Origin of the sequence: Sphaerimonospora mesophila (assembly GCF_001417795.1) — a bacterium.
Lineage (GTDB): Bacteria > Actinomycetota > Actinomycetes > Streptosporangiales > Streptosporangiaceae > Sphaerimonospora > Sphaerimonospora mesophila.
In genome coordinates, this window is record NZ_BCBX01000030.1 from 1 (window position 1) to 23,272 (window position 23,272).

The 23,272-nt window shown below is 67.3% G+C and carries 20 protein-coding genes, 2 tRNA genes and 1 rRNA gene; 7 read left to right on the forward strand and 16 right to left on the reverse strand.

Going from position 1 to position 23,272, the window contains the following annotated elements:
* The 7 genes from AP234_RS37730 to AP234_RS00195 all read right to left on the reverse strand — a co-directional run.
* Positions 1-283 (reverse strand): 16S ribosomal RNA (locus AP234_RS37730); the annotation flags it as partial.
* Between the two features lie 1,053 nt (positions 284-1,336).
* Positions 1,337-3,919: a valine--tRNA ligase gene (locus AP234_RS00170; protein ID WP_055478152.1), complete on the reverse strand. Its 2,583-nt coding sequence runs from the start codon at positions 3,917-3,919 to the stop codon at positions 1,337-1,339.
* Between the two features lie 104 nt (positions 3,920-4,023).
* Positions 4,024-5,307: an ATP-dependent Clp protease ATP-binding subunit ClpX gene (gene clpX / locus AP234_RS00175; protein ID WP_055477461.1), complete on the reverse strand. Its 1,284-nt coding sequence runs from the start codon at positions 5,305-5,307 to the stop codon at positions 4,024-4,026.
* Between the two features lie 192 nt (positions 5,308-5,499).
* Positions 5,500-6,147, reverse strand: a complete 648-nt coding sequence (locus tag AP234_RS00180) for an ATP-dependent Clp protease proteolytic subunit (protein WP_055477462.1) — start codon at positions 6,145-6,147, stop codon at positions 5,500-5,502.
* Between the two features lie 14 nt (positions 6,148-6,161).
* The gene (locus AP234_RS00185; protein ID WP_055477463.1) at positions 6,162-6,806 is read right to left on the reverse strand and encodes a ClpP family protease; all 645 of its coding nucleotides are present in this window, start codon (positions 6,804-6,806) and stop codon (positions 6,162-6,164) included.
* Positions 6,807-7,175: 369 nt separating this feature from the next.
* Entirely contained in the window at positions 7,176-8,564 is a 1,389-nt protein-coding gene (gene tig, locus AP234_RS00190; protein WP_055477464.1) for a trigger factor, read from the reverse strand.
* A gap of 212 nt (positions 8,565-8,776) precedes the next feature.
* Positions 8,777-9,643 (reverse strand): helix-turn-helix domain-containing protein, encoded by an 867-nt coding sequence (locus tag AP234_RS00195; RefSeq protein WP_235557884.1) that lies wholly within the window; start codon positions 9,641-9,643, stop codon positions 8,777-8,779.
* A gap of 293 nt (positions 9,644-9,936) precedes the next feature.
* Here AP234_RS00195 and AP234_RS00200 point away from each other — a divergent pair, with 293 nt between their 5' ends.
* A complete protein-coding gene (locus tag AP234_RS00200) occupies positions 9,937-10,422 on the forward strand; it encodes an ATP-binding protein (protein ID WP_055477466.1) in 486 nt (161 codons plus the stop codon).
* A gap of 18 nt (positions 10,423-10,440) precedes the next feature.
* Complete coding sequence (locus AP234_RS00205; protein WP_063842708.1) at positions 10,441-10,944, forward strand: hypothetical protein; 504 nt, start codon at positions 10,441-10,443, stop codon at positions 10,942-10,944.
* A gap of 118 nt (positions 10,945-11,062) precedes the next feature.
* On the opposite strand, the gene AP234_RS00210 is transcribed toward AP234_RS00205, so the two are convergent.
* A tRNA-Gly gene (locus AP234_RS00210) sits at positions 11,063-11,133 on the reverse strand.
* 90 nt (positions 11,134-11,223) lie between these two features.
* On the opposite strand from AP234_RS00210, the gene AP234_RS00215 reads away from it, so the two are divergent.
* A tRNA-Pro gene (locus AP234_RS00215) sits at positions 11,224-11,297 on the forward strand.
* Between the two features lie 127 nt (positions 11,298-11,424).
* On the opposite strand, the gene AP234_RS00220 is transcribed toward AP234_RS00215, so the two are convergent.
* Genes AP234_RS00220 through AP234_RS00245 form a run of 6 tightly spaced genes read right to left on the reverse strand, consistent with a single transcriptional unit; the run spans position 11,425 to position 17,169 of the window.
* A complete protein-coding gene (locus tag AP234_RS00220) occupies positions 11,425-12,459 on the reverse strand; it encodes an acetamidase/formamidase family protein (RefSeq protein ID WP_235557885.1) in 1,035 nt (344 codons plus the stop codon).
* Positions 12,456-13,523 (reverse strand): branched-chain amino acid ABC transporter permease, encoded by a 1,068-nt coding sequence (locus tag AP234_RS00225; RefSeq protein ID WP_055477468.1) that lies wholly within the window; start codon positions 13,521-13,523, stop codon positions 12,456-12,458. Before AP234_RS00225 ends, AP234_RS00220 begins: the two co-directional genes overlap by 4 nt.
* A gap of 2 nt (positions 13,524-13,525) precedes the next feature.
* Entirely contained in the window at positions 13,526-14,419 is an 894-nt protein-coding gene (locus AP234_RS00230) for a branched-chain amino acid ABC transporter permease (RefSeq protein WP_055477469.1), read from the reverse strand.
* Positions 14,419-15,165, reverse strand: a complete 747-nt coding sequence (locus AP234_RS00235; RefSeq protein WP_055477470.1) for an ABC transporter ATP-binding protein — start codon at positions 15,163-15,165, stop codon at positions 14,419-14,421. Before AP234_RS00235 ends, AP234_RS00230 begins: the two co-directional genes overlap by 1 nt.
* A 4-nt stretch (positions 15,166-15,169) precedes the next feature.
* Positions 15,170-15,901: an ABC transporter ATP-binding protein gene (locus tag AP234_RS00240; protein WP_055478154.1), complete on the reverse strand. Its 732-nt coding sequence runs from the start codon at positions 15,899-15,901 to the stop codon at positions 15,170-15,172.
* Positions 15,902-15,945: 44 nt separating this feature from the next.
* Positions 15,946-17,169 (reverse strand): ABC transporter substrate-binding protein, encoded by a 1,224-nt coding sequence (locus tag AP234_RS00245; RefSeq protein ID WP_235557886.1) that lies wholly within the window; start codon positions 17,167-17,169, stop codon positions 15,946-15,948.
* A 158-nt stretch (positions 17,170-17,327) separates the two neighbouring features.
* Between AP234_RS00245 and AP234_RS00250 the strand changes: the two genes are divergently transcribed.
* The gene (locus AP234_RS00250) at positions 17,328-18,050 is read left to right on the forward strand and encodes a TetR/AcrR family transcriptional regulator (RefSeq protein ID WP_160330347.1); all 723 of its coding nucleotides are present in this window, start codon (positions 17,328-17,330) and stop codon (positions 18,048-18,050) included.
* Positions 18,051-18,147: 97 nt separating this feature from the next.
* Here the strand turns inward: AP234_RS00250 and AP234_RS00255 are convergent, their stop codons facing one another.
* Positions 18,148-18,540 carry a VOC family protein gene (locus tag AP234_RS00255; RefSeq protein ID WP_055477473.1) on the reverse strand — a complete coding sequence of 131 codons (393 nt, stop codon included), beginning with the start codon at positions 18,538-18,540 and terminating at the stop codon, positions 18,148-18,150.
* Between the two features lie 280 nt (positions 18,541-18,820).
* Between AP234_RS00255 and AP234_RS00260 the strand changes: the two genes are divergently transcribed.
* A complete protein-coding gene (locus AP234_RS00260) occupies positions 18,821-20,191 on the forward strand; it encodes a TrpB-like pyridoxal phosphate-dependent enzyme (protein WP_152990146.1) in 1,371 nt (456 codons plus the stop codon).
* Between the two features lie 95 nt (positions 20,192-20,286).
* Entirely contained in the window at positions 20,287-22,020 is a 1,734-nt protein-coding gene (locus AP234_RS00265) for a SpoIIE family protein phosphatase (RefSeq protein ID WP_055477474.1), read from the forward strand.
* Between the two features lie 92 nt (positions 22,021-22,112).
* Here AP234_RS00265 and AP234_RS39340 read toward each other — a convergent pair whose 3' ends face one another.
* Positions 22,113-22,190, reverse strand: coding sequence for a 50S ribosomal protein bL37 (locus tag AP234_RS39340; RefSeq protein ID WP_370027834.1), 78 nt, complete (start codon positions 22,188-22,190; stop codon positions 22,113-22,115).
* A gap of 161 nt (positions 22,191-22,351) precedes the next feature.
* Between AP234_RS39340 and AP234_RS00270 the strand changes: the two genes are divergently transcribed.
* Positions 22,352-23,158 (forward strand): DeoR/GlpR family DNA-binding transcription regulator, encoded by an 807-nt coding sequence (locus tag AP234_RS00270; protein WP_055477475.1) that lies wholly within the window; start codon positions 22,352-22,354, stop codon positions 23,156-23,158.
* Positions 23,159-23,272 lie beyond the last annotated feature (114 nt).

Here is a 23,272-nt window from a genome sequence, read left to right on the forward strand (position 1 = left end):
AGCTACCCGTCGTCGCCTTGGTAGGCCATCACCCCACCAACAAGCTGATAGGCCGCGAGCCCATCCCCAACCGAAAAACTTTCCACCACCATCCCATGCGGAAGATGGTCGTATCCGGTATTAGACCCGGTTTCCCAGGCTTATCCCAGAGTCAGGGGCAGGTTACTCACGTGTTACTCACCCGTTCGCCGCTCGAGTACCCCGAAGGGCCTTTCCGCTCGACTTGCATGTGTTAAGCACGCCGCCAGCGTTCGTCCTGAGCCAGGATCAAACTCTCCAAACAATGTCTGAAAAGAAACCCCAGCCAACACCCCCGGCACACGACCGAAAGGGTGTCGATCAAAGGAATCCGTCCCACACACCCCACAGAGGCATGCGAGGACGGGGTCATGCATTCAAAATGCACTGGCTTTTAGCACACTGTTGAGTTCTCAAGAAACGGACGCGTACACCACCACCCGAACCAGCCGGCAAGCCGATCCAAGGATCCGGGGCGTTCAGACCATTTCGTTGTATTTCTATTCTGGCGAGCTACTGTTTTCTTGTCAAATCGTCTCGCTCGAGACTATTCGACATGAATTCCGTCACTCGCCGGAATTTTTATGCTCCGTCTCCGGAGCCCCTCCAACTTACCCGAACTTCGCAGTCCCGTCGAATCGCGACAGAACGCATGCCGAAATTCGGTTAAGGAAGAGGAGTCGCGGAGAGCCTAGCAGCCGTTCTCCCCAAGGGGATCGAGGCACACCGGGCTTACCGCGCCCAAGAAGAGTAGCACCCCCTCAGGGGTGCAGTGGCTAACTTGCTCTACTTCCCTGTGGAGCAGGTCTCTAAACCTGGTGAGGGGAGGACAGCCGACGGACTTGACGGAGACACCGGCCTGGCAATGCTCACGGCCGCAAGGCGCGGGAGCGGGCGGGTCCTCCGGCCGGCTTAAGACCGTGCCAGAGACCACCGCGCCCGGGGAGGCCGGAGGCCTCTTTCACCAGAGCGCAACTATCACGGCCGGCCGGAGGACCCGCCCGTTCCCGCGCCGACCGTGCCCGCCCAGCCTCCGACCGCGCCCGCCCAGCCTCCGACCGCGCCCACCCAGCTCAGCATCCACCAGCCTCAGCACCCACCGGCTTCAGCCACGCACAGACCGCACCTCAAAAGCGCAAGCCCCAACCCACCGCGAGCCCCAAATCACAAGCCCCAAACCACAAACACCCGAGCTCCGAGATCACCGAGACCGGAACCCTCACACCGGTAGACCCCGGTGGCTCGGCTCGGGTGGCCGGAGGGCTCAGGTGACTGGAAAGCTCGGGTGCTCGGGTGCTCGGGTGCTCGCGTGTCTTGGCTAGGACGGCAGTGCGGCGAGCTGGGACTCGATGCGGGAGATGTCCTCTACGGCCTGAGCGGCCCGCTGGCGCACCTTGGCGACGACGTTCTCCGGTGCTTTGGCCATGAACTGCTCGTTGGCCAGCTTGCCGGTGACCTGGGCGTGTTCCTTGCGGGCCGCGGCCAGATCCTTCTCCAGCCTTCTCCGCTCGGCCGCCACGTCAATGGCGCCGGCGGTGTCGATCTCCACCAGGACCGCCCCGACGGCGAGCCGAGCCGTCGCGGCGAAGGTCTCGGAGGGAGCTTCGAGCCGCAGCAGCGATCGGATGGCCGTCTCGTGCGGGGCGAGAGCCGTACCGGCCAGGGACAGCCGCGCGGCCACGCGCTGTCCGGGCTTGAGGCCCTGGTCGGAACGGAATCTGCGCACCTCTGTGACCAGTTCCTGGACCGATGCGATCTCCCGCTCGGCGGCGGCGTCTCCGGCCAGCTCGGCCGAGACGGTCGGCCAGGGAGCGATCATGATGGACTCGCCGCCGGTGAGAGCCCGCCACAGTTCCTCGGTCACAAACGGGATCAGGGGGTGCAGCAGCCGCAGCAGGGCGTCGAAGACATGGCCCAGGACACGCTTGGTGTTCTCGGCGACCTCGCCGCCGGCGGAGATCTGGACCTTCGCCAGTTCGACGTACCAGTCGCAGACCTCGTCCCAGGCGAAGTGATAGAGCACGTCGGAGATCTTGGCGAATTCGAAGTTCTCGAAGGCCGTGTCGACCGACGTGACGACCGCCTGGAGGCGGGAGAGGATCCACCGGTCGGCGGCGGTGAGCCGCTCCGGCAGGCCGTCCGAAACGGCGCCGTTCATCAGGGCGAACCGCGTCGCGTTCCAGATCTTGTTGCAGAAGTTACGCGATCCGGCCGCCCAGTCTTCGCTGATCGCCACGTCCGATCCGGGGTTGGCCCCGCGCAGCAGCGTGAACCGGGTGGCGTCGGCGCCGTAGCGGCTGATCCAGTCGAGCGGGTCGACGACGTTGCCGAACGACTTCGACATCTTCTTGCCGAACTGGTCACGGACCATGCCGTGCAGCGCCACCGTACGGAACGGCGGCTGCCCGTCCATCGCGTACAGCCCGAACATCATCATGCGGGCGACCCAGAAGAACAGGATGTCGTAGCCGGTGACGAGCACCGTGGTCGGGTAGAAGCGGGCCAGTTCGGGCGTGGCGTCGGGCCAGCCGAGCGTGGAGAACGGCCACAGGCCCGAGGAGAACCACGTGTCGAGCACGTCCTGGTCCTGCTCAAATCCGGCCGGCGGCTCCTCGTCCGGGCCCACGCAGACCATTTCGCCGTTGGGGCCGTACCAGACCGGGATGCGGTGGCCCCACCACAGCTGCCGGGAGATGCACCAGTCGTGCATGTCGTCGACCCAGTCGAAGTAGCGCTTGGCCATCTCCGGCGGGTGGATGCTGGTGCGCCCGTCGCGGACGGCGTCGCCCGCCGCCTTGGCGAGCGGCGAGACGTTGACGAACCACTGCAGCGACAGCCTCGGCTCGACCACCGTCTTGCAGCGGGAGCAGTGGCCGACCGAGTGCACGTACGGCCGCTTCTCGGCGACGATCCTGCCCTCTTCGCGCAGCGCGTCGACCACCGCGGGCCGTGCCTCGAACCGGTCGAGCCCCTCGAACGGACCGTGCGCCGTGATGACACCCCGCTCATCCATGATCACGATGGATTCCAGCGAGTGACGCCGCCCGATCTCGAAGTCGTTGGGGTCGTGGGCGGGGGTGACCTTGACGGCGCCGGTGCCGAACGCCGGGTCCACGTGCTCGTCGGCCACGATCGGGATGAGCCGCCCGGTCAGCGGCAGCTCCACCTGCTTGCCCACCAGGTGGGCGTAGCGCTCGTCGGCGGGGTGGACGGCCACGGCGGTGTCGCCCAGCATGGTCTCCGCCCGCGTGGTGGCGACCACGATCTCCGCGTCGCCCGAGCCGTACCGGATCGAGACGAGCTCGCCGTCGTCCTCGGTGTGCTCCACCTCGATGTCGGACAGCGCGGTGAGGCAGCGCGGGCACCAGTTGATGATCCGCTCGGCGCGGTAGATCAGCCCGTCGTCGAACAGCCGCTTGAAGATCGTCTGCACCGCCCGGGACAGGCCCTCGTCCATGGTGAACCGCTCGCGTGACCAGTCCACGCCGTCGCCGAGCTTCTTCATCTGGCCGAGGATCCGGCCGCCGGACTCCTCCTTCCACTGCCAGACGCGCTCGACGAAGGCCTCGCGGCCGAGGTCGTGGCGGGAGAGGCCGTCCTTGGCCATCTCGCGCTCGACGACGTTCTGGGTCGCGATGCCGGCGTGGTCCATGCCGGGGAGCCACAGGGTCTCGAAGCCCCGCATGCGGGCGCGACGGGTGAGCGCGTCCTGGATGGAGTGGTCGAGCGCGTGCCCGACGTGCAGCGAGCCTGTCACGTTGGGCGGAGGAAGCACGATGCTGTACGGCTCACGCCCGCTGCCCGCGTGAGCGGTGAAATACCCCTCGGATACCCAGCGCTCGTAACTACGGGTCTCGACATCGGCGGGCGCGTACTGGGTAGGCAGCTCAGGCGTTGTCATGATGCCCAATTCTAGGGATGTCCGGCCGCCCTCTGTACCGTCTCGTCGGCAGCGCGTCGCCGTACACGTCTCTGAGAGCCGGCCGCTTCCGGCCGGCCTGATCGCTATGCGGACTTCTCTCTCGGGGTGCGCTGCTGCTTGGCCTGGAGCTGGTCACGCGGCACGAGGGTCGGGTTCACATGCTCCAGTACGGCCTCGCGGGTGATGACGACCCGGGCCACGTCCTGTCGGGAGGGCACCTCGTACATCACCGAGAGGAGGACCTCCTCCAGGATCGCCCGCAGTCCGCGTGCCCCGGTGCCGCGCAGGATGGCCTGGTCCGCGATCGCCTCCAGGGCGTCGTCGGTGAACTCCAGCTCGACGTTGTCCAGCTCGAACAGGCGGTGGTACTGCTTCACCAGCGCGTTGCGCGGCTCGGTGAGGATCTGGATCAGCGCTTCCCTGTCCAGGTTGTGCACCGATGTGATCACCGGAAGCCGGCCGACGAACTCGGGGATCATGCCGAACTTCAGCAGGTCTTCCGGCATCACCTCGGAGAAGATGTCCGCGGCGTCGATCTCCTCCTTGGACCGGATGATCGCGTTGAAGCCGATGCCCTTCTTGCCGATCCGCGATTCGATGATCTTTTCCAGACCGGCGAAGGCCCCGCCGCAGATGAACAGCACGTTCGTGGTGTCGATCTGGATGAACTCCTGGTGCGGGTGCTTGCGGCCGCCCTGCGGCGGCACGCTCGCGGTCGTCCCCTCCAGGATCTTCAGCAGAGCCTGCTGGACGCCCTCGCCGGAGACGTCCCGGGTGATCGACGGGTTCTCGCTCTTGCGGGCGATCTTGTCGACCTCGTCGATGTAGATGATGCCGGTCTCGGCCTTCTTGACGTCGTAGTCGGCGGCCTGGATCAGCTTGAGGAGGATGTTCTCCACGTCCTCCCCGACGTACCCCGCCTCGGTCAGCGCGGTGGCGTCGGCGATGGCGAACGGCACGTTGAGCATCCTGGCGAGGGTCTGCGCCAGCAGGGTCTTGCCGGAGCCGGTCGGGCCGAGCAGCAGGATGTTGGACTTCGCCAGTTCCAGGCCGTCGTCACGAGAGCGCTCGCCGGACTGGACGCGCTTGTAGTGGTTGTACACCGCCACGGACAGGGCCTTCTTCGCCTTGTCCTGGCCGATGACGTACGCATCGAGGAACTCGAAGATCTCGCGCGGCTTGGGAAGATTGTCCCACTTGAGCTCGGAGGACTCGGAGAGCTCCTCCTCGATGATCTCGTTGCAGAGATCGATGCACTCATCGCAGATGTAGACGCCTGGTCCGGCGATGAGCTTCTTGACCTGCTTCTGGCTCTTGCCGCAGAACGAGCATTTGAGCAGGTCTCCCCCGTCGCCGATGCGTGCCACCCCAGATACTCCTTTGCGTGGGACCGCCCTGCCGCCGCGGTCGCTTCCGTCCGCACCCGGTCTGGCTCCGGTGCGAAAACGTCATCCCGCTCAGGTTTCGACGTTACCGTCTTCTGGGCCCTCAGTGAGCCCCCTGGCGGCGAGTCGCACCGGAACGTGCCCAATTGGGACCCGTTCCGGTGCGGCAACTCCTCAGGAAGCAGCGATCGCCGCCGCGCGCTTCTTCCGGGACGGGATGATGTCGTCCACCAGCCCGTACGCCTTCGCCTCCTCCGCGCTGAGGATCTTGTCGCGCTCGATGTCCTTGCGGACGTCGTCGGGCGCCTTGCCCGAGTGCCGCGCGATGATCTCCTCGAGCAGCGACCTCATCCTCAGGATCTCACGGGCCTGGATCTCGATGTCACTCCCCTGGCCCCCGCCCTCGGTATAGGGCTGGTGGATCAGGACACGGGCGTTCGGCAGCGCGAAGCGCTTGCCCGGGGTGCCGCCGGCCAGCAGGACGGCCGCGGCCGACGCCGCCTGGCCCAGGCAGACCGTCTGGATCTCCGGGCGGACGAACTGCATCGTGTCGTAGATCGCGGTCATGGCCGTGAACGACCCGCCCGGGGAGTTGATGTACATGCTGATGTCGCGGTCCGGGTCCAGCGACTCCAGCGTCAGCAGCTGCGCCATCACGTCGTTCGCCGAGGCGTCGTCGATCTGGACGCCGAGGAAGATGATGCGGTCCTCGAACAGCTTGTTGTACGGGTTCATCTCCTTCACGCCGTACGACGTGCGTTCGACGAAGGAGGGAAGTACGTAGCGGCCGTTGATGTCTCCCGGCCGGATCAGCTCGCTCACTTGGAAAGCTCCAGTCATGAGACGGCGCCCTCGGAGGGCACCTGGCGTGCGCTGCGCACGACATGGTCGATGAAGCCGTAGTCCCTGGCCTCCTCGGCCGTGAACCAGCGGTCGCGGTCGGAGTCACGCTCGATCTGGTCGAGCGACTGCCCGGTGTGGAAGGCGATGCGCTCGGCGAGCGTCTTCTTCACATACAGCATCTGCTCGGCCTGGATCGCGACGTCCGCAGCGGTACCGCCGATGCCGCCCGACGGCTGGTGCATCATGATGCGCGCGTGCGGCAGCGCGTACCGCTTCCCGCGTGCGCCGGCGCAGAGCAGGAACTGCCCCATCGAGGCGGCCAGTCCCATCGCGACCGTGCAGACGTCGTTCGGCACATACTCCATCATGTCGTAAATCGCCATGCCGGCCGTCACCGAGCCGCCCGGGGAGTTGATGTACATCCAGATGTCGCGGTCCGGGTCGTCCGCGGCCAGGAGCAGGAGCTCGGCGCAGAGCCGGTTGGCCACCTCGTCGTTCACCTGGGTCCCGAGCACCACGATGCGCTCCCGCAGCAACCGCTGGTAGAGCTGGTCTTCGAGGCGGGTCGGGCCCTCCTCACGGCCCCGGGCCTCGAAACCGGAGCCTGTAGACGGGAAGAAGGTCGGCGGGCTGGTCACAGCGTCACCTTCCAATGCGTCGTAATCGGTTGGCTTTGCTTGTGACCTTAACGCGCGCCGCCGACAGGTCATGCCTCCTCACCGTGCTGTTCGCTGTCGGCGCAGGTTCCCCGTCTCGTCGGAACGGGCGGGTGTTCGCGGCGGTCTTTCCCGTCGCCGCGCACCCGCAGGATGTCGTACGAATGCCCAGGTCATGCCTGTCTGACCGGATGGCCGGGCGGCGTACGGCAAGAAATTTACTGGAATTTACCCTGAAATAGCCGAGAAAACCCCCGACGCACCGAAGCGCGTCGGGGGTTAACCCGATCAACCTGGTCGGCCGGCGTTTACCGGAGCACGACCACCGAAATTTCGGCGAGAGCCGGAAACTCAGCTTTCCGCGGGCTGCTCCGGCTCGTCCCCGGCCTGCTCCGCCCCGACCTGCTCCTGCTCGGGGTTGAGCTCGGCGTAGATGGCCTTGAGGTCGACGACGTTGCCCGCCTCGTCCTTCACGCTGGCGGCGTCACCCACGATGGTCTTGGCCTTCTCCCGGACGATCTCCATCATCGCGAGCGGGAGCTGGTTGTTGTCGGCGAGGTGCTGGGCCAGCGTGTTCGGGGCGACGCCGAGCTGCATGGCGCGGCGCACCACGAAGTCGGTGAGCTCCTGCTCGCTGACCCCGAGGTCCTCGGCCTTCACGATCTTGTCGAGGACGAAGCCCGCCTTCAGCGCCTTGGCCGCGTTCCGCTCGTACTCGGCGAAGCGCTCCTCCTCGGTCGTCTGGTAGAGGCGGAAGTAGGCCTCGCGGCTGAGGCCGCTCTCCGCGATCTCGTGATCGAGGTTGTGCTTGCGAGCGTCGACCTCCGCGGTGAGCGCGCTCTCCGGCAGCGGAATGTCGATCTTCTCGAGCAGCGCGTCGAGGGCCTTCTCGCGGCTCTCCATGACCTGCTCGATCAGCTTGTTGCGGCGGATCTGGCCACGCAGGCCGTCCTTCAGCTCGTCGAGCGTGTCGAACTCGCTGGCGAGCTGGGCGAAGTCGTCGTCCAGCTCGGGCAGCACCTTCTCCTTGACCGACTTGACCGTGATGATCACATCGGCCTCCTCGCCGGCGTTCTCGCCGCCGACGAGCGTGGTGCGGAAGGTCTTCTCGTCGCCGGCGGACATGCCCTGGAGCACGTCGTCCAGCCCCTGGAGCACCGAGCCGGCGCCGACCTCGTAGGAGACGTCGGCGGCCTGCTGCTCGTCGAGGTTCTTGCCGTCGATCTCCGCCCGCAGGTCCATCACGACGTAGTCGCCGGTGGCGGCCGGACGCTCGACCCCGGTCAGCGTGGCGAAGCGCTGGCGCAGCCCGGTGAGCTGGGCGTCGATGTCCTCGTCGGTCACCTCGGCCGCGCCGACGACGACCTCGAGGCCGGCGAAGTCGGGCACGTCGAAGGCCGGGCGGATGTCCACCTCGGCGGTGAACTCGACCTGCTCTCCGTCCTCGAGCTTGGTGACCTCGATCTCCGGCTGGCTGACCGGGAAGACGTCGGTCTCGTCCACGGCCTGGCCGTACAGCTTGGGCAGGGCGTCGTTCAGGGTCTCCTCGAGAACCACCGCGCGGCCGAAGCGCTGCTCGATGATCCGGGCCGGCACCTTGCCGGGACGGAACCCGGGCACACGCACCTGCTGCGCGACCTTCTTGTACGCGGCCTGCAGGCTCGACTCGAGCTCCTTGAACGGCACCTCGACGGTGAGCTTGACCCGGGTAGGGCTGAGCTCCTCGACAGCGGTCTTCACGGGGTGGTCTCCTTGATCCAGCATCTGGTGATCGCGGGCGCTTAGTGCACGACAACCGCGGCACAGCAAACGCGCGCCGCGCCCACGTGAGAGGCACAGAGACTACCGCCCGCCAGGGCGTAACCGCTTAGGCATGCTCGACTGTGGCGGGTGTCCAGCGCCAAGGGCAGTCTAGAACAGACCGGTGCCTGGCAGCGACACCCACGGGGCTGTCATAGGTCGGAGACGATCCGCCGGAGCAGATCCACGGTCTCCGCCGGGGTCGTGCTCACGGCGCACAATCGCTCCATGACCTCGGTATAGCGATCGATCTCCTCGCGTTTGTCCAGGTAGAGGGCGCTGGCGAGTTGCTCAACGTAAACGATGTCGGGAAGCTCCGGGTCGGCGAACCGCAGAATGCTGAAGGCTCCGCCTTCCGCGGCGTGCCCTCCGTGACTGAACGGAATGACCTGGATCGTCACGTTCGGCTGATTCATCAGGTCGATGAGGTGCTGGATCTGGCCGCGCATCACGTCCACGCCGCCGATCGGCCGCCGCAGCGCCGCCTCGTCGATCACCGCCCAGAACAACGGGCCGTCGCCGCCGTCCAGGATGCGCTGACGCTCAAGGCGCAGGTCGACCCGCCTGGCGATCTCCTCGGGGGCCGCGCCGACCGCGCCGGCCGTGATGACGGCACGCGCGTACTCCTTGGTCTGCAGCAGGCCGGGGACGAACTGAACCTCGTAGGTGCGGATGCGGGAGGCGGCCTCCTCCAACCCGACATAGGTCTGGAACCAGCCCGGGAGCACGTCGTTGAACCGGTGCCACCAGCCGGGCTCGTTGGCCTGCTCGACCAGGCCCATCACGGCCGCCCGCGTCTCCTCGCCCTCCACCCCGTAGAGGGTGAGGAGGTCGGCGACGTCGCGCTCCTTGAAGCTGACCCGGCCCAACTCCATCCGACTGATCTTGGACTCCGAGCCGCGGATGTACTGCCCGGCCTCGTCGCGGGAGACGCCCTTGTCCTCCCTGAGCCTGCGGAGCTGCGCCCCCAGGAGGATGCGGAGAGCCGTCGGGCCCGATCCGGGTTGGATCTGCATCACGACGCCTCCCTCTCAGCCCGGCCCTCTGCGTACCACTCGTGCCGCCAAGGGAAGGCTCGCACGACACCACCCCCAGCCCACACAGTGTCACCAGTTCCGGCCCAATTGACAAGGTCTCATCCCCGTCACCCTGCGACACGCCCCGAAAGTTCAATCTGTGCATTTGCACACGCCAGGTGCACGTGCATTTGGGGCTTGCATGGGGGATGGTGCCTGTTCCATCATGGCTGGGTGCATATTGGGTCACATATGCGCCAAGCCATGGAGACGGGCCAGCGGGAGGTACGGGCGGCATGTCGGAGAAGCCCGGGTCCGCCGGTTCCATGATCCATGAGACGGGATTCGGCTGGTTCCTTCGTACGGCCAGCGAGTCCGATACCAGGACGTGTCCGCTGCGGCCCCAGGCCGACTCCGTCGGTCGAGCACGCGAGGTCACCCGGACCACCCTGCGACAATGGGGCCTGCCCGAGCTGAGCGAGGACGCGTCGCTCGTCGTCTCCGAACTCGTGACGAACGCCGTGCGCTACGCTCGGTATCCGGTCGGCGAATGGAGCGATCACCCGATCACGCTGGTGCTGCTCCACGTCGCACCGCACGTCCTGCTGGCCGTCTCCGACCCCAGCGACCGCGTCCCTGCGCCGAAGGAACCCGACTTCGTCTCCGAACACGGACGAGGCCTCTACATCGTCGAGACGTACAGCCAGGCCTGGGGATGGGACCCCCTCGACCACGGCGGCAAGGCCGTGTGGGCTCTCCTGCGCGGCTCCGCCCGAACCTGACGCCCCCTGGGAGCGTCGATGGCGACCGAGCGAGGTCTGGATCCGAGTCGCTTGCCGCGAGGTGCGACGGGATTCCGAGATTTCAGATCCGAGCCGCTGCCCTTGACAGATGCGCAGGTTTTCGCCTCGGTGTGCTACGAGGCTGCCCGGCTTGTGCACGGCAGGGTTCTGGAGATCAGGCGGCCGGAGGTCACGCCCGACTTCCGCACAGCAGTGATCCGGCGCGGCGAGTCCATCGCCGCAGTGCTCGGTCACATGCACCTACCGGTCCTTGCGATCGCCCAGGTTTCGGCTGACCGTGTGATCTTCGGCGACGGCTACGGCGTGATTTTCGGCGATGGCCGTGTCTGCCTTGAAGAAGCGTTACGCTCCCTGGACGCTTTCCAGGTTCTGACCTCGACCGAGCTGAACATGCCTATCAGCTTGATCGATATGTCCGGCCTCGACAGGGCGGAACGCCGCCAGATCGCTTACTGGAAGCCCCAGACCCTCGGCGAACTGCTGTTCAACCACTGGGATTGAGCGACGACGAAGATCGAACATGATGTGGCACGTAGGTGACACAAAAGATCATCAAAACCAGGTGGAGATCGGAAAGGCCAGGCTTCCCGTACGGGATGACCTGGCCTTTCGCCTTGAGAGCGGACGACGGGAATCGAACCCGCGTAGCCAGTTTGGAAGACTGGGGCTCTACCATTGAGCTACGTCCGCGCGCGCCCGGCGTCCATCTGGTTTAGACTTCATCCGGTCGTCAGGGCGTAAGCGTACCGGAGTCCCGGAGCGTTCGCGCACTCGACGAGACGGGGCGTGGCGCAGCTTGGTAGCGCGCTTGCTTTGGGAGCAAGAAGTCGCAGGTTCAAATCCTGTCGCCCCGACTGCTCTGACCTGCGAAAGGTCCGGCCGATCTCGGCGGAGCGGCCGCTGCGCGGCCACCCGGAGCCGCCGGGGCACGGCTGAAGCCCTGGCCGGCACGCCGGCCAGGGCAGGATCACCGCCTGACGATCAGCTCGCCCACGCCTTCGCCAGGCTCCGCAGCTCCCCGTGTTTGCCGCTGTACGCCGTCGAGAGCTCCCTCAGATGCCGCTTCGGCACCTTGCAGACCATCGTGTAGACCGTGTCGCACACGTTGGCCACAGGACTGAGCGCCGTCTGGGAGAGCAGTTGATAGGCGTCCATCTCGGAGAGCTCCAGCAGTTCCATCAGCCAGCGGACCATCTCCGTGTGGGCGATCCGGAAGGCGTCCTCGAGCGGCTTCGCCGAGCCGGTGGTCATGAGATAGTCGTCGGTCTCGATCCGCGGCCACGGCGTGTCCGACCCCTTGATGAGGTCGACAATGATCACCGAGTCCATCGCGCATTCGACGGCGACACCACAGGTCTCGCCCTCGCCCTGCCGCGCGTGGCCGTCGCCGAAGCTCAGGAGCGCGCCTTCCACGTTCACCCCCAGATAACAGGTGGCGCCCGCCCGCATCTCCGGGGTGTCCATGTTCCCGCCCCATGAACCGGGGGTGAGGGACGAACGGACCTCGCCGAGAGGCGGTGCCACGCCCACCGTGCCGTGCATGGGATCCAACGGCAGCGGAACGCGCAGATCACTGTCGAGGGCCTGGTAGTGCACCAGGCGGTCCTCCCGATCGAGATCGTAGATCCACGTCAGTTCGGGGAGCGGGGGGTGCAGCAGCGCTGTGTCACGGCTGCCGGTCAGCGCCCCGAAGAGCGGCACGGTCGTGCTGACCCCCCACGTGTAGCGGGGTTCGATGCTGACGAAGTGCACCGCGACCGTGTCGCCGGGCTCGGCTCCCTCGATGTAGAACGGTCCGGTCTGCGGGTTGAGGAATCTCGGGTCGCACACCATGGACGGCAGATCCGAGGTGCTGCGCACGAGACCGGCGAAGCAGTCTCGGGTCGAGGTCGTCAGCAGGGTGCCCGGTCGCAGTGACATGACGGGCGCGTGCCCGCCGAACGTATAGATCAGTTGCGAGGGCGGCAACTCCTCGTCGATCTCGAAATCGACCGTCACCATGGCGGTCTCTGTCACGATGCCTCCTCAGCGGCGACGTGGGCGGACTGTTGCGGGGGTACGGTTCGGGCCTTGGGCGAGCCGGCCTCGCCCGACTGGATCAGACCTCCGGGCCTGACTGCGAGCATCACGATGAGCGCCGCGGCGAGCAGCACTTCCGTCAGGCCCACGACCTGGAACGGGAGGCTCCCGCCGGTGTTGAGAGTGTTCTCCACGTGCCGGAGCCCCTCGTGCACGGCGGTCACCGCGAGCACGCCCACGACCGCGCCGGAGACGGTGCGGGGCCCGCCGACGATGAGCATCGTCAACACCACGAAGGTCTGGGCCAGATAGAAGGCTCCGGGCGCGAACGACGTGATGAAGTGGGCCCACAGCGCGCCCGCGAGTCCGCAGATCGCCGCGCTGATCACAAAGGCGATCCAGCGCACCACGACGACGTTGATGCCCAGGCTGTAGGCCGCGTGGATATTGTCGCGGGACGCCCGCAGTTTGAGTCCGAGCGTCGACCGCTTGAAGAGGTAGGCGACCGCGATGATCACGAGCGCCCACATGGCGGCGGTCATCAGATCGGTGTAGCGCAGCACCCCGAACAAGGTGCGGGGACCGTTGGTGACGGCGCTCCACTGGGACAGGACGACATGGATGATCACCAGCATCGCGAACGATGCGATCGCGGCGGCCGACTCCGACAGACGCATCAGGGGATACCCGAAGATCGCCGCCACCAGCGCCGCGACCAGGGCGGCGAGCAGGACCGCCGGCAGGAACGGCAACTGGATGTCGGCCAGGAACGGATACAGCGTGGGCAGCGCCGCCGACTTGGCCCGCACGGGCATGGCGAGGAGCGCCGACGTGTAGGCGCCGATCCCCATGAACCCGATGTGCACGAACGACAGGAACCCGGAGTTGCCCATGAAGACCTGAAGCCCCAACACCAGGATCAGGTTGATCATCATGACCGTGACGATGCGCTGCATGAGCGGAACGCCCGACAGCTGCGTCGCCACGGCGATCAGAGCGAAGAGCCCGAGGAACAGCAGCATCGACCGGTTGCTGCGCACGATGCCGTGGAGGTGGTTCATGTTCAGGCCACCCTCTCCGCCGAATAGCGGCCTTTGACGAGGCCCTGGGGGCGGAGCACCAGGACGATGATGACAACCGCGAAGATGAATGCGTCCCGGAACGCGAGCACCTCCTGCGGGAGGAACAACTGGAGCCCGACGGTCAGGGTCCCCAGCAGATAGCCGCCGACGATCGACCCTGCCAGGCCGTTCATGCCGCCGACGACGACGGCGATCAGAGCGATCAGCAGAGGCGCCGCGCCCACGGTCGGGGTCACGGCGCCGATCCGGGTGATCCACAGCACGCCGACCACACCCGCGAGTACGCCACTGATCGCGAACGCGGTGGCGATGACCTTGTCGGCACGTACGCCGAGCAGGCGCAGCATCCGGAAGTCGTCGGCCGCCGCGCGCAACGCGATTCCCAGGGTGGTACGGCGAAGCAAGGCGCCCAGCGCCAGCAGCACGGCGCCGCAGACGACGATGGTGACGAGGTCGTTGACGCCCAGGCGCAGACCGCCGAACTCGATGCTGTTGTTCAGCACCGAGGGCACCTCCACGGCCCTGGCACGCGGCGACACCAGCAGAAGTGCCGAGTTCTGGAGCAGTGTGCTCACTGCGAACGAGGTCACCAGCATGGCGTTCAAGGAATCGGAGCGCACCGGCCGGAAGGCGACGCGTTCCGTCAGCACGCTGACGACGCCCGCGGCGATCACCGCACCGACGGCCAGCAGCACCCACGGCCACCCCGGGCCCTGCAACGCGAACCAGGCATAACCGGCGACCATGATCAATTCGCCATATGCGAAGTTCACCAGCCGGAGGATGCCGAAGACGATCACAAGGCCGAGCGCCATCAGGGCATAGATGCTGCCGAGGCTGAGAGCGTTGAGGATGAACTGCAGAAACGTCTGCATCAGCCCGTCCTCCCTTCCGAGATGTCTCCCGCCGCTGCCGCCCGGCCCCCCATGTAGGCGCCGGCGATGTCCACCTCTTGGCGGAGTTGCTCGGGGGTGCCGCTGGCGGTGAGCCTGCCGTTGGTCAGGAGGTAGGCACGATCGACGATCTCGAGGGTGCGGCGGACGTTCTGCTCGACCAGCAGGATCGTGGTCCCGTCACGGTGAAGCTCGTCGATGAGCTCGAACATGCGGTCGACCATGGTCGGAGACAGGCCCAGCGACGGTTCGTCCAGCATGAGCAGCTTCGGCCGCGACAGGAGGGCGCGGCCGATGGCCAGCTGCTGCTGCTCACCGCCGGAGAGCGTCCCGGCCCCTTGTTTGGCCCGTTCGGCAAGGATGGGGAATCGCCGGTACACACTCGCGAAGTCCTTGCCGAGGTCCTTCTGCCCACGTCGCAGGTAGGCCCCGAGCCGGAGGTTCTGTTCGACGGTCAGACTCGGGAAGATCCCGCGGTCTTCGGGAATCAGGGCGACCCCGAGCCCGGCGATGGCCTCGCTGCTCCTGCCCCGCAGCGACTGCCCGAGAAATGTGATGGTGCCGGTCGAGGGCTTCACCACCCCGGCGATCGCGGCCATGGTGGTGGACTTGCCCGCACCGTTGGCGCCGACCAGGGCGACGAGCTCTCCCTCCGCCACGCTCAGGGACAGGTCCCGTACGGCGACGATCGCCCCGTACCGCACCTGTAGTCCGTTGATGGCCAGCATCGGCTCAGACCTCCTCATCGGTCGTCGGAGCCGCTGCGGCCTCGGCCGCCCCCTGGCTGCCGAGATATGCCTCGATGACGACGGGGTTTCGCCGGATCTGGTCGGCCGTCCCCGAGGCGATCGTCTGCCCCTGGTTCAGGACGTGCAGCCGATGGCACAGCCTCATGATCAGGTCCATGTCGTGGTCGATGATCAACATTCCGCAGTCGAACTCGTCCGGGATGCCCTTCAGCCGCTCCAGAAGAGCCTCGCTCTCCTGGTCGTTGAGCCCGGCGGCCGGTTCGTCGAGGAGGAGGAACGAGCAGCCGGTGGCCAGGGCACGAGCGATCTCCACGATGCGCTCCTGGCCGTACGCGAGTGATCCGGAGGCGGCTTCGGCGAGGTGACGTATCCCGAAACGCTCCATGAGGTCGGCGGCCGAACTCCGGGCCGCCCTGCGCCCCAGGCCGGCGCTGACGGCGGCGAGTTCGATGTTCTCCCGGACCGACAGCGTGGTGAACAACCGTACGGACTGGAAGGTGCGGGCCACCCCCGCCCGGGCGACTCTGTGCGGCGGCCTGCCGCTGATCACGGTGCCGTTGACGATCACACGGCCTTCCGTGGGGGCGAGGATGCCCGTGATCACGTTCACGAGCGTCGTCTTCCCGGATCCGTTCGGCCCGATCAGGCCGAGGATCTCCCCGGCGTGCAGCTGAAGGTCGACCTCGTGCAGGGCACGCAGGCCGCCGAATCGCATGGTCACCGACTCGACGGCCAGAGTGCTCCTCCGCTCACCACCGGTCACGGCTGCGGAGCCCAACCCGGTCGGAACCACCCCTCGAAGGCGGTCTTTCCGTCCTTGACGCTCACCATCGCGGCTTCCTTGTCGGGCTCGTGGCCCTTGGCCGCTTCGCTCCAGGTCAGCTTTCCGGTCAGCAGCGAGAACTCGTTGTTCTCCATGGCCTTGGCGACGGCCGCACCGTCGGTGGAGCCGGCGCGCTTCATGGCATCGGCCAGCACCATCACGACGTCGTACCCGGTGGTGACCATCGCGGTGTCCGGCTCCTTGCCGTGCTCCTTCTGGTACGCACCGAGGAACTCCGCGACCTGGCTGCCCGCCTGGTCGCTCAGGTAGCTGTGGGTGGCGTAGTAGATGTCGTCGCCGAACCGGTCGCCGAGTGCCTTGGGGAGCTCGGGGTCGTCGTAGGAGTCGCCGCCCATGATCGGCGCGGTGATCCCGGCGGACCTGATCTCACGGACGATCAACGCCAGATCCGGCATGTACGAGGAGACGAAGATGACCTCGGGCTGCTGCGGGAGGGTCTTGAGACGCTGCAGCTGGGCCGAGAAGTTCTGGTCGCCCTGGGTATAGGTGTCCTCTCCGAGGACCTGGCCGCCGAGATGCTTGTAGGTCTCGATGAAGTACTTGCTGAGGGACTTCGTGTAGTCGATGAACGTGTCGGTGACCACGTAGGCCGTCTTCCAGCCCTGCTTCGTATACGCCCACTCCGCACCGGCCGCTCCCATCGTGGTGTTCCACATCGAGAGCGTGAACTGCTTGTCGCCCAGGTTGTCGGAGTTGTAGAGGGGCGACGACGCGCATGTCGAGATCCCGACCAGGCCGGCCGACTGAGCCTCGCGGCTGGCGGGGCTGCCGAAGTCGAAGTCGCAGGGCGCGATGATCGCCTTGGCTCCTTCGGAGATCAGTTGAACGGCGTTGTTGCCCACGGTGACGGGGTCGCTCTTGCCGTCGAGGTTGACGAGTTTGATTTCCTTGCCCAGGACGCCGCCCTGCTCGTTCAGATGCTTCACCGCGAGCTGCGCGCCGCGCAGTCCGGGCTCGTCCAGCGGGGCCTGAATCCCCGTAAGGCTCAGCGCGGCGCCGATCGTGATCACATCTGATGATCCTGCGTCGCCCTGGGTGCCGCCGGTGGCACCGGCGGTGCCGGCATTCGGGTCGGCGCCGCAGGCCGCAGCAAGCAGCACCATGGCGATTACGCCGACAGTTCTGAGTCCCGTACGCATGGGCTTCCTCCAAGACAGCCGTCCGAAAACCCTGGACGTGCTGGTCCGAAATGGGATTCCGGGAAGACTGGCATCGGATCATCGCCGATGTCAACGGTGCTGACATCATCGTTGCTGACTTGCGGTCCAGATGCGTCTGATGTGACATGCTTGAGCACATGAATCCCCGGACAAGGCCCTCGCCCCCCTCGCACAACGAGGCGGAACAGCGTCGAACCGGGCGGTTGGACAGGCAGACGATCCTCGACACCGCCCGCGAGATAGCCGACACCGACGGCTTGCGTGCCTTGACCCTCCGCCGGCTGGGCCGCGAACTCGGTGTGGACAGCACCGCGATGTACCGGCATTTTCGTGACAAGGCGGAACTGTTCTCCGCCCTCGTCGACGAGCTCTTCGTGGCCGTTCCCCAGCCCGACCCGAACGGCACCTGGCGGGAGAACCTACGCAATCTCATGATCTCCTGGTGGCGGATCTACCGCGATCACGAAGGGCTCTCCGAAGTGATGGCACGTCAGCCGGACGACGAGCCCCGGCTGTTCCACCTGACCGAGTGGACCGTCCGCGAGCTACTGCGCGCCGGCGTGCCGGCGAACGAGATCGGCCACTTCCACCAGGCGATCTACAACCACACGGTGGGCAGCGGTCTCGTGGCCGCCTTCTCCCCGTGGCTGACCACTCCCGAGATCCGGGACGAGCAGAAGCGGATTTACGCCGCCCTCGATCCCGGTCAGTTCCCCAGCGCCGCTCTCGCGGCGAAATCCCTCTATCCCGAGACCGAGGAGGCGTACCTGTTCAGCGTCGACCTCCTCCTGGACGCGATCGAAGCGCGCGCGGCCCGCGAGGGAACGCCGCAGGACCGTCGCACCGACGCGGCCGGCTGACCTGTGCCCCCCGGCTGACCTGTGCCCCCCGGTTGACCTGGGCCCCGTTGACCTGTGCCCCCGTTGACTGTGCCCTGCCGGCCTGTGCGGGGGCCGGTCACTCGTCCATGACGTAGGGGTGGGTGAGGAACTCCAGGGCGTGACCGTCGGGGTCGTCCACATAGACGCCGCGTCCACGATGCCGGTGGTTGATCTCCTGCGGCTCCTGGTGGTGCGGGCCGCCCCAGTACGGCAGGCCGCGCTCGACGATCCGGCCGTGGATCTGGTCGAACTCCTCCTCCGAGACCAGGAACGCCAGATGCTGCATGACGATGTGGTCGGGATCGACGATGGAGTCCGCGTAGTCGACGGTCACGCCGTTCGCGAGCGGGACGGTGGCGAACGGTCCGAATTCCCTGGGCTCTGGCGCTCCCAGCAGGGAGGTGAGGAAGCGGGCCGAGGCGAACCGGTCGGTGCTGTGCATGATCGTGTGGTCGAGTCGTGCGGACACGGGACCTCCAGGTGGTCGGATCCGGCGTGGCCCTTCTCCCTTCCGAGGCTACAAACCGCCGCTCCGCCCCGGCCACCCGCGGCCTCCTGACAGGACGTTCTCCAGGAGGGCTTTCTCAGCCGCGGGGACGATGTTTACTGGCGATCGGGAGGAATCGTGCGGCCGCCTGTGCGAACCGATGCGGCCGGCGCCCTTCCCTGACATCGCGCGACCGCTCAGACTGGTGCCCGGAACGACCGCGGCGACCCGCACAGGCCGGCAGCCGCGCGGAGAGGAGCGGATGGTGAACGAGCCGACGAGGATCACGCTCGACGAGTCACAGATCCCGAGAAGCTGGTACAACATCCTCCCCGATCTCCCCGAACCTCCCCCTCCGCCGCTCCATCCGGCGACGTTGCGGCCCCTCGGCCCCGACGACCTTCTGCCGCTGTTCCCCGAGGAGCTGATCGCGCAGGAGGTGACCCTGGACCGTCGCGTCCCCGTTCCCGAGGACGTCCTCGACGTCTACCGCCTCTGGCGCCCCACCCCGCTGATCCGCGCCCATCGCCTCGAGAAGAGCCTGAGCACCCCGGCCAGGATCTACTACAAGTACGAGGGCGGCAGCCCCTCCGGATCCCACAAGCCCAACACCGCGGTCCCGCAGGCGTACTACAACGCGCGGCAGGGCGTGCGCAGGCTGACCACGGAGACCGGCGCCGGACAGTGGGGCTCCGCGCTCGCGTTCGCCTGCGCGCAGTACGGCCTGGCCTGCGAGATCTGGATGGTCCGTGCCTCCTATGACCAGAAGCCCTACCGCAGGTCGCTGATGCGGGCATACGGCGGCACCGTCCATCCGAGCCCCTCCGCCGTGACGACCGCCGGCAGCAGGATCCTCGCCGACGATCCCGACTGCCCCGGCTCTCTCGGCATCGCGATCAGCGAGGCCGTGGAGGTCGCCGGCGGCCACGACGACACCCGTTACGCCCTCGGTTCGGTGCTCAACCATGTGCTGATGCACCAGACCGTCATCGGCGAGGAGGCGCTGGAGCAGCTCGCCCTGCTGGGCGAGACACCCGATCTGATCATCGGATGCGCCGGTGGCGGCTCCAACTTCGCCGGCCTGGCCTTCCCGTTCCTGCGGGAGAAGCTGGCCGGGCGGATGGATCCGATACTGCGCGCCGTCGAGCCGGCCGCCTGCCCCTCGCTCACCAGGGGCGTCTACGCGTACGACTACGGGGACAGCGCGGGGTTCACACCGCTGCTGAAGATGCACACGCTCGGCCACACGTTCGTGCCTGATCCGATCCACGCGGGCGGCCTGCGTTATCACGGCATGGCCCCGCTGCTGTCGCACATCTACGAGCTCGGCCTCATGGAGGCGGTGGCCAAGAACCAGACCGAGTGCTTCAAGGCCGGTCTGCGTTTCGCCAGGACCGAGGGGATCGTGCCGGCTCCCGAGCCCACACACGCCCTCGCCGAGACGATCGCGCAGGCCCTTCGCTGCGCCGAGACGGGCGAGTCCAAGGTGATCTTGACGGCCGTGTGCGGACACGGTCACTTCGACCTGCCCGCCTACGAGAGCCACCTGGCCGGTCGCCTGGAGGACGTGCCGCTCCCCCAGGAACGGATCGACCTGGCGCTCGCACAGCTGCCTGGCCCCATACCGAGCTGAACCCGATTGGATCATTCCCCGCAAACAGCTGAAATGCGCGGTGGCAGTCCATACGATTCTCAGTCGTCCCACCGTCCCTCTCCGGAGTAGCCGATTTGGACCGGAACTGCGTCATCAAGGAACCCGCCCCGAAGGATCAGGCGAAATGGCACCGTAGCGGTGCCGCTTCCGCGAACGAGCGGCTCGGCTTCCTCAACGAGGCGAGCCGCCGGATCGGCACCAGCCTGGACCTGGCGGAGACGAGCAGGGAACTCGCCGACGTGGCGGTCCCGCGCTTCGCCGACACGGCGGCCGTCCTGATCCAGGACCGGCTGCTGACCGACGGGGAGCTCCCCTTCCGCCACGTCGACGGCACCACGCTCGTCCGCCGGGTCGCGGTGGCCATGGCGGTCGAGGACCCGCAACCCTGGATCCGGGCCTTCCCGATCGGCGAGGTGACGGTCCTCTCCGCGATCCTGCCGCACTCGCAGAGCATGGCCAGCGGCAAGCCGCTGATGTACCCCGTCCTCGACAAGGAGAGCGCCCGGGTCATCGGCGCCGGCATCGACCGCGAGGAGGCGGTGATGGAGCTCCTCACCGACTCCTCCTTCCTCACCGTGCCCCTGCGGGCGAGGGGGCGGGTGCTCGGCTGCGCGGTCTTCGGCAGGCGGCCGGACAACCGGCCGTTCGACGAGCCGGATGTCGCGGTGGCAGAGGAGCTCGCCGCGCGTACGGCCGTGTGCATCGACAACGCCCGGCTCTACGACCGGGAGCGCCGGACCGCGCTGACCCTGCAGAGCAGCCTGCTTCCCGCCGAGCTGCCGCAGCCGCTCGGCATGGACATCGCCTCGCGCTACCTGCCCGCCAGCGACCTGATGGGCGTCGGCGGCGACTGGTACGACGTGATCCCCCTGCCGGGGTGCCGGTCCGCGCTGGTGGTGGGCGACGTCATGGGCCACGGGACCCGGGCCGCCGCCACGATGGGACAGCTCCGTACGGCGGCGCGCACGCTGGCGAGCCTGGACCTGCCGCCCGACGAGGTGCTCTTCCGGCTCAACCTGATGAGCCAGGATCTCGATCCCACGCAGATCGCCACGTGCATCTACGCCGTCTACGACCCGGTGACACGCGGTTGTGCGCTGTCGCGGGCGGGCCATGTGCCTCCGGTGCTGCTGCACCCGGACCGCTCCACCGAGATCATCGACCTGCCTCCGGGGCTGCCGCTCGGCATCGGCACCGACCCACTGGAGACGCGGGAGCTGACGCTCCCGGCGGGCAGCGTGCTGGCCCTCTACACCGACGGCCTGGTGGAGAGCCGCGAACGTGACCTCGACGCGGGGATCATGGCGTTGCGCCGCCTGCTCGCCAGGCCCGTCGACGACCTCGAGGACATGTGCGACGTGACGATCAGCGGCCAGCGGCCCGGTCACGAACGTGACGACATCGCACTGCTGGTGGCCCGGGTACGGAACCTCGACCCCGACGAGATCGCCTCGTGTCCGCTGCCGGCCGACCCGAGGTTCGTGGCGCACGCCCGCCGCTTCGTCCGGGACACCCTGGCCGCCTGGGGGCTCGCCGGCATGGTGGACAGCACTCAGTTGATCGTGAGCGAGCTGGTCACCAACGCGCTCAAACACGGCTGGCCACCGATCGAGTTGCGGCTGCTGCGCGGCCGGACGCTGGTGTGCGAGGTCGTCGACGGCTCGGAGACGACCCCTGCCCCGCGTATGGCCGCGCCCGACGAGGACACCGGCCGGGGCCTCCAGCTCATCAAGCGGTTCGCCTACCGCTGGGGCACCCGGCCGATGCCGTACGGAAAGATCGTCTGGGTGGAGCAGAACCTGCCCTGACGATCACGTGGACATCCGCGGCGGCTCGGCATGAAGCCGTACCGGCACGAGGCCCGCCTCGCTCCCCGACCTCGCCGTGTCGGGTCGTGTCGCTAGCGGCCGGTCGGGCGCTTGCCGTGGTTGGCCTTCTTCTTCTTACGTGCCTTGGACTTACGTGCGCGCTTTCCCATCCGGGGACCGCCTTCCTCGTCCGGCTTTTCCCCACTGTCTCCCGGCCCGGCATGCCGTACAAGGGAGAAGCCGGATCCGTGCCGAATGACCCATCATGAATCAACATGCTCGCTACTTCTATCTGGCATAATTTGTTGAAATCTGTTGATAGGAGCGAGGGATGCTGGCCCAGCAACGGCGGCAGGCGATCCTGGAGCGGGTCCGCAGGACGGGTGGCGTACGCGTCGCCGAGCTCGTACGCGACCTCGGCGTCTCCGACATGACCATCCGGCGGGACCTGGAGGTCCTGGCGGACCGCGGTCTGATCGAGAAGGTCCACGGCGGCGCGACCGCCGCGGGCACCGGATCCACGGAGGAGCCCGGTTTCGCGGACAAGTCGGCGCGCCAGCGGGCGGAGAAGGAGGCGATCGCCCGGCGGGCCGCCCGGCTCGTCCAGCCCGGCGGCGCCGTCGCGCTGTCGGCCGGCACCACGACATGGGCCCTCGCCCACCATCTGGTCGAGGTGCCCGAGCTGACCGTCATCACGAACTCGGTGCAGGTGGCGGACGTCTTCCATCGGGCGGGCCGGACCGACCAGACCATCGTGCTGGTCGGCGGGGTGCGCACGCCGTCCGACGCGCTCGTGGGACCGGTGGCCGTCACGGCCATCCGATCCCTGAACGTCGACACGCTCATGCTCGGCGTCCACGGGATGTCCCCCCGAGCCGGCTTCACGACCCCGAACCTCCTCGAAGCCGAGACCGACCGGGAGCTGGTCGCCGCCGCGCGGCAGCTCGTCGTCCTGGCCGACCACACCAAGTGGGGCACGGTCGGCATCAGCACCATCGCCCGTCTCGATCAGGCCCATGTCGTCGTCAGCGACAGAGGACTACCGGATGACGCACGGGCCGAGCTGTCCGAGCACGTCGGCCGCCTGATCATCGCCGATCCGGCCGGGGAGGCCGGGCCGCGCGCGGCGGCGCCGTGAACGGCGGCGGCAGGAGCCACGGACGACGCCGGCACCGGTCGCTCAGGCGACACGACAGGCGACAGCACGAACGACTGAACGACGACGTGAAGACCGACATGAACGGCAGCGTGA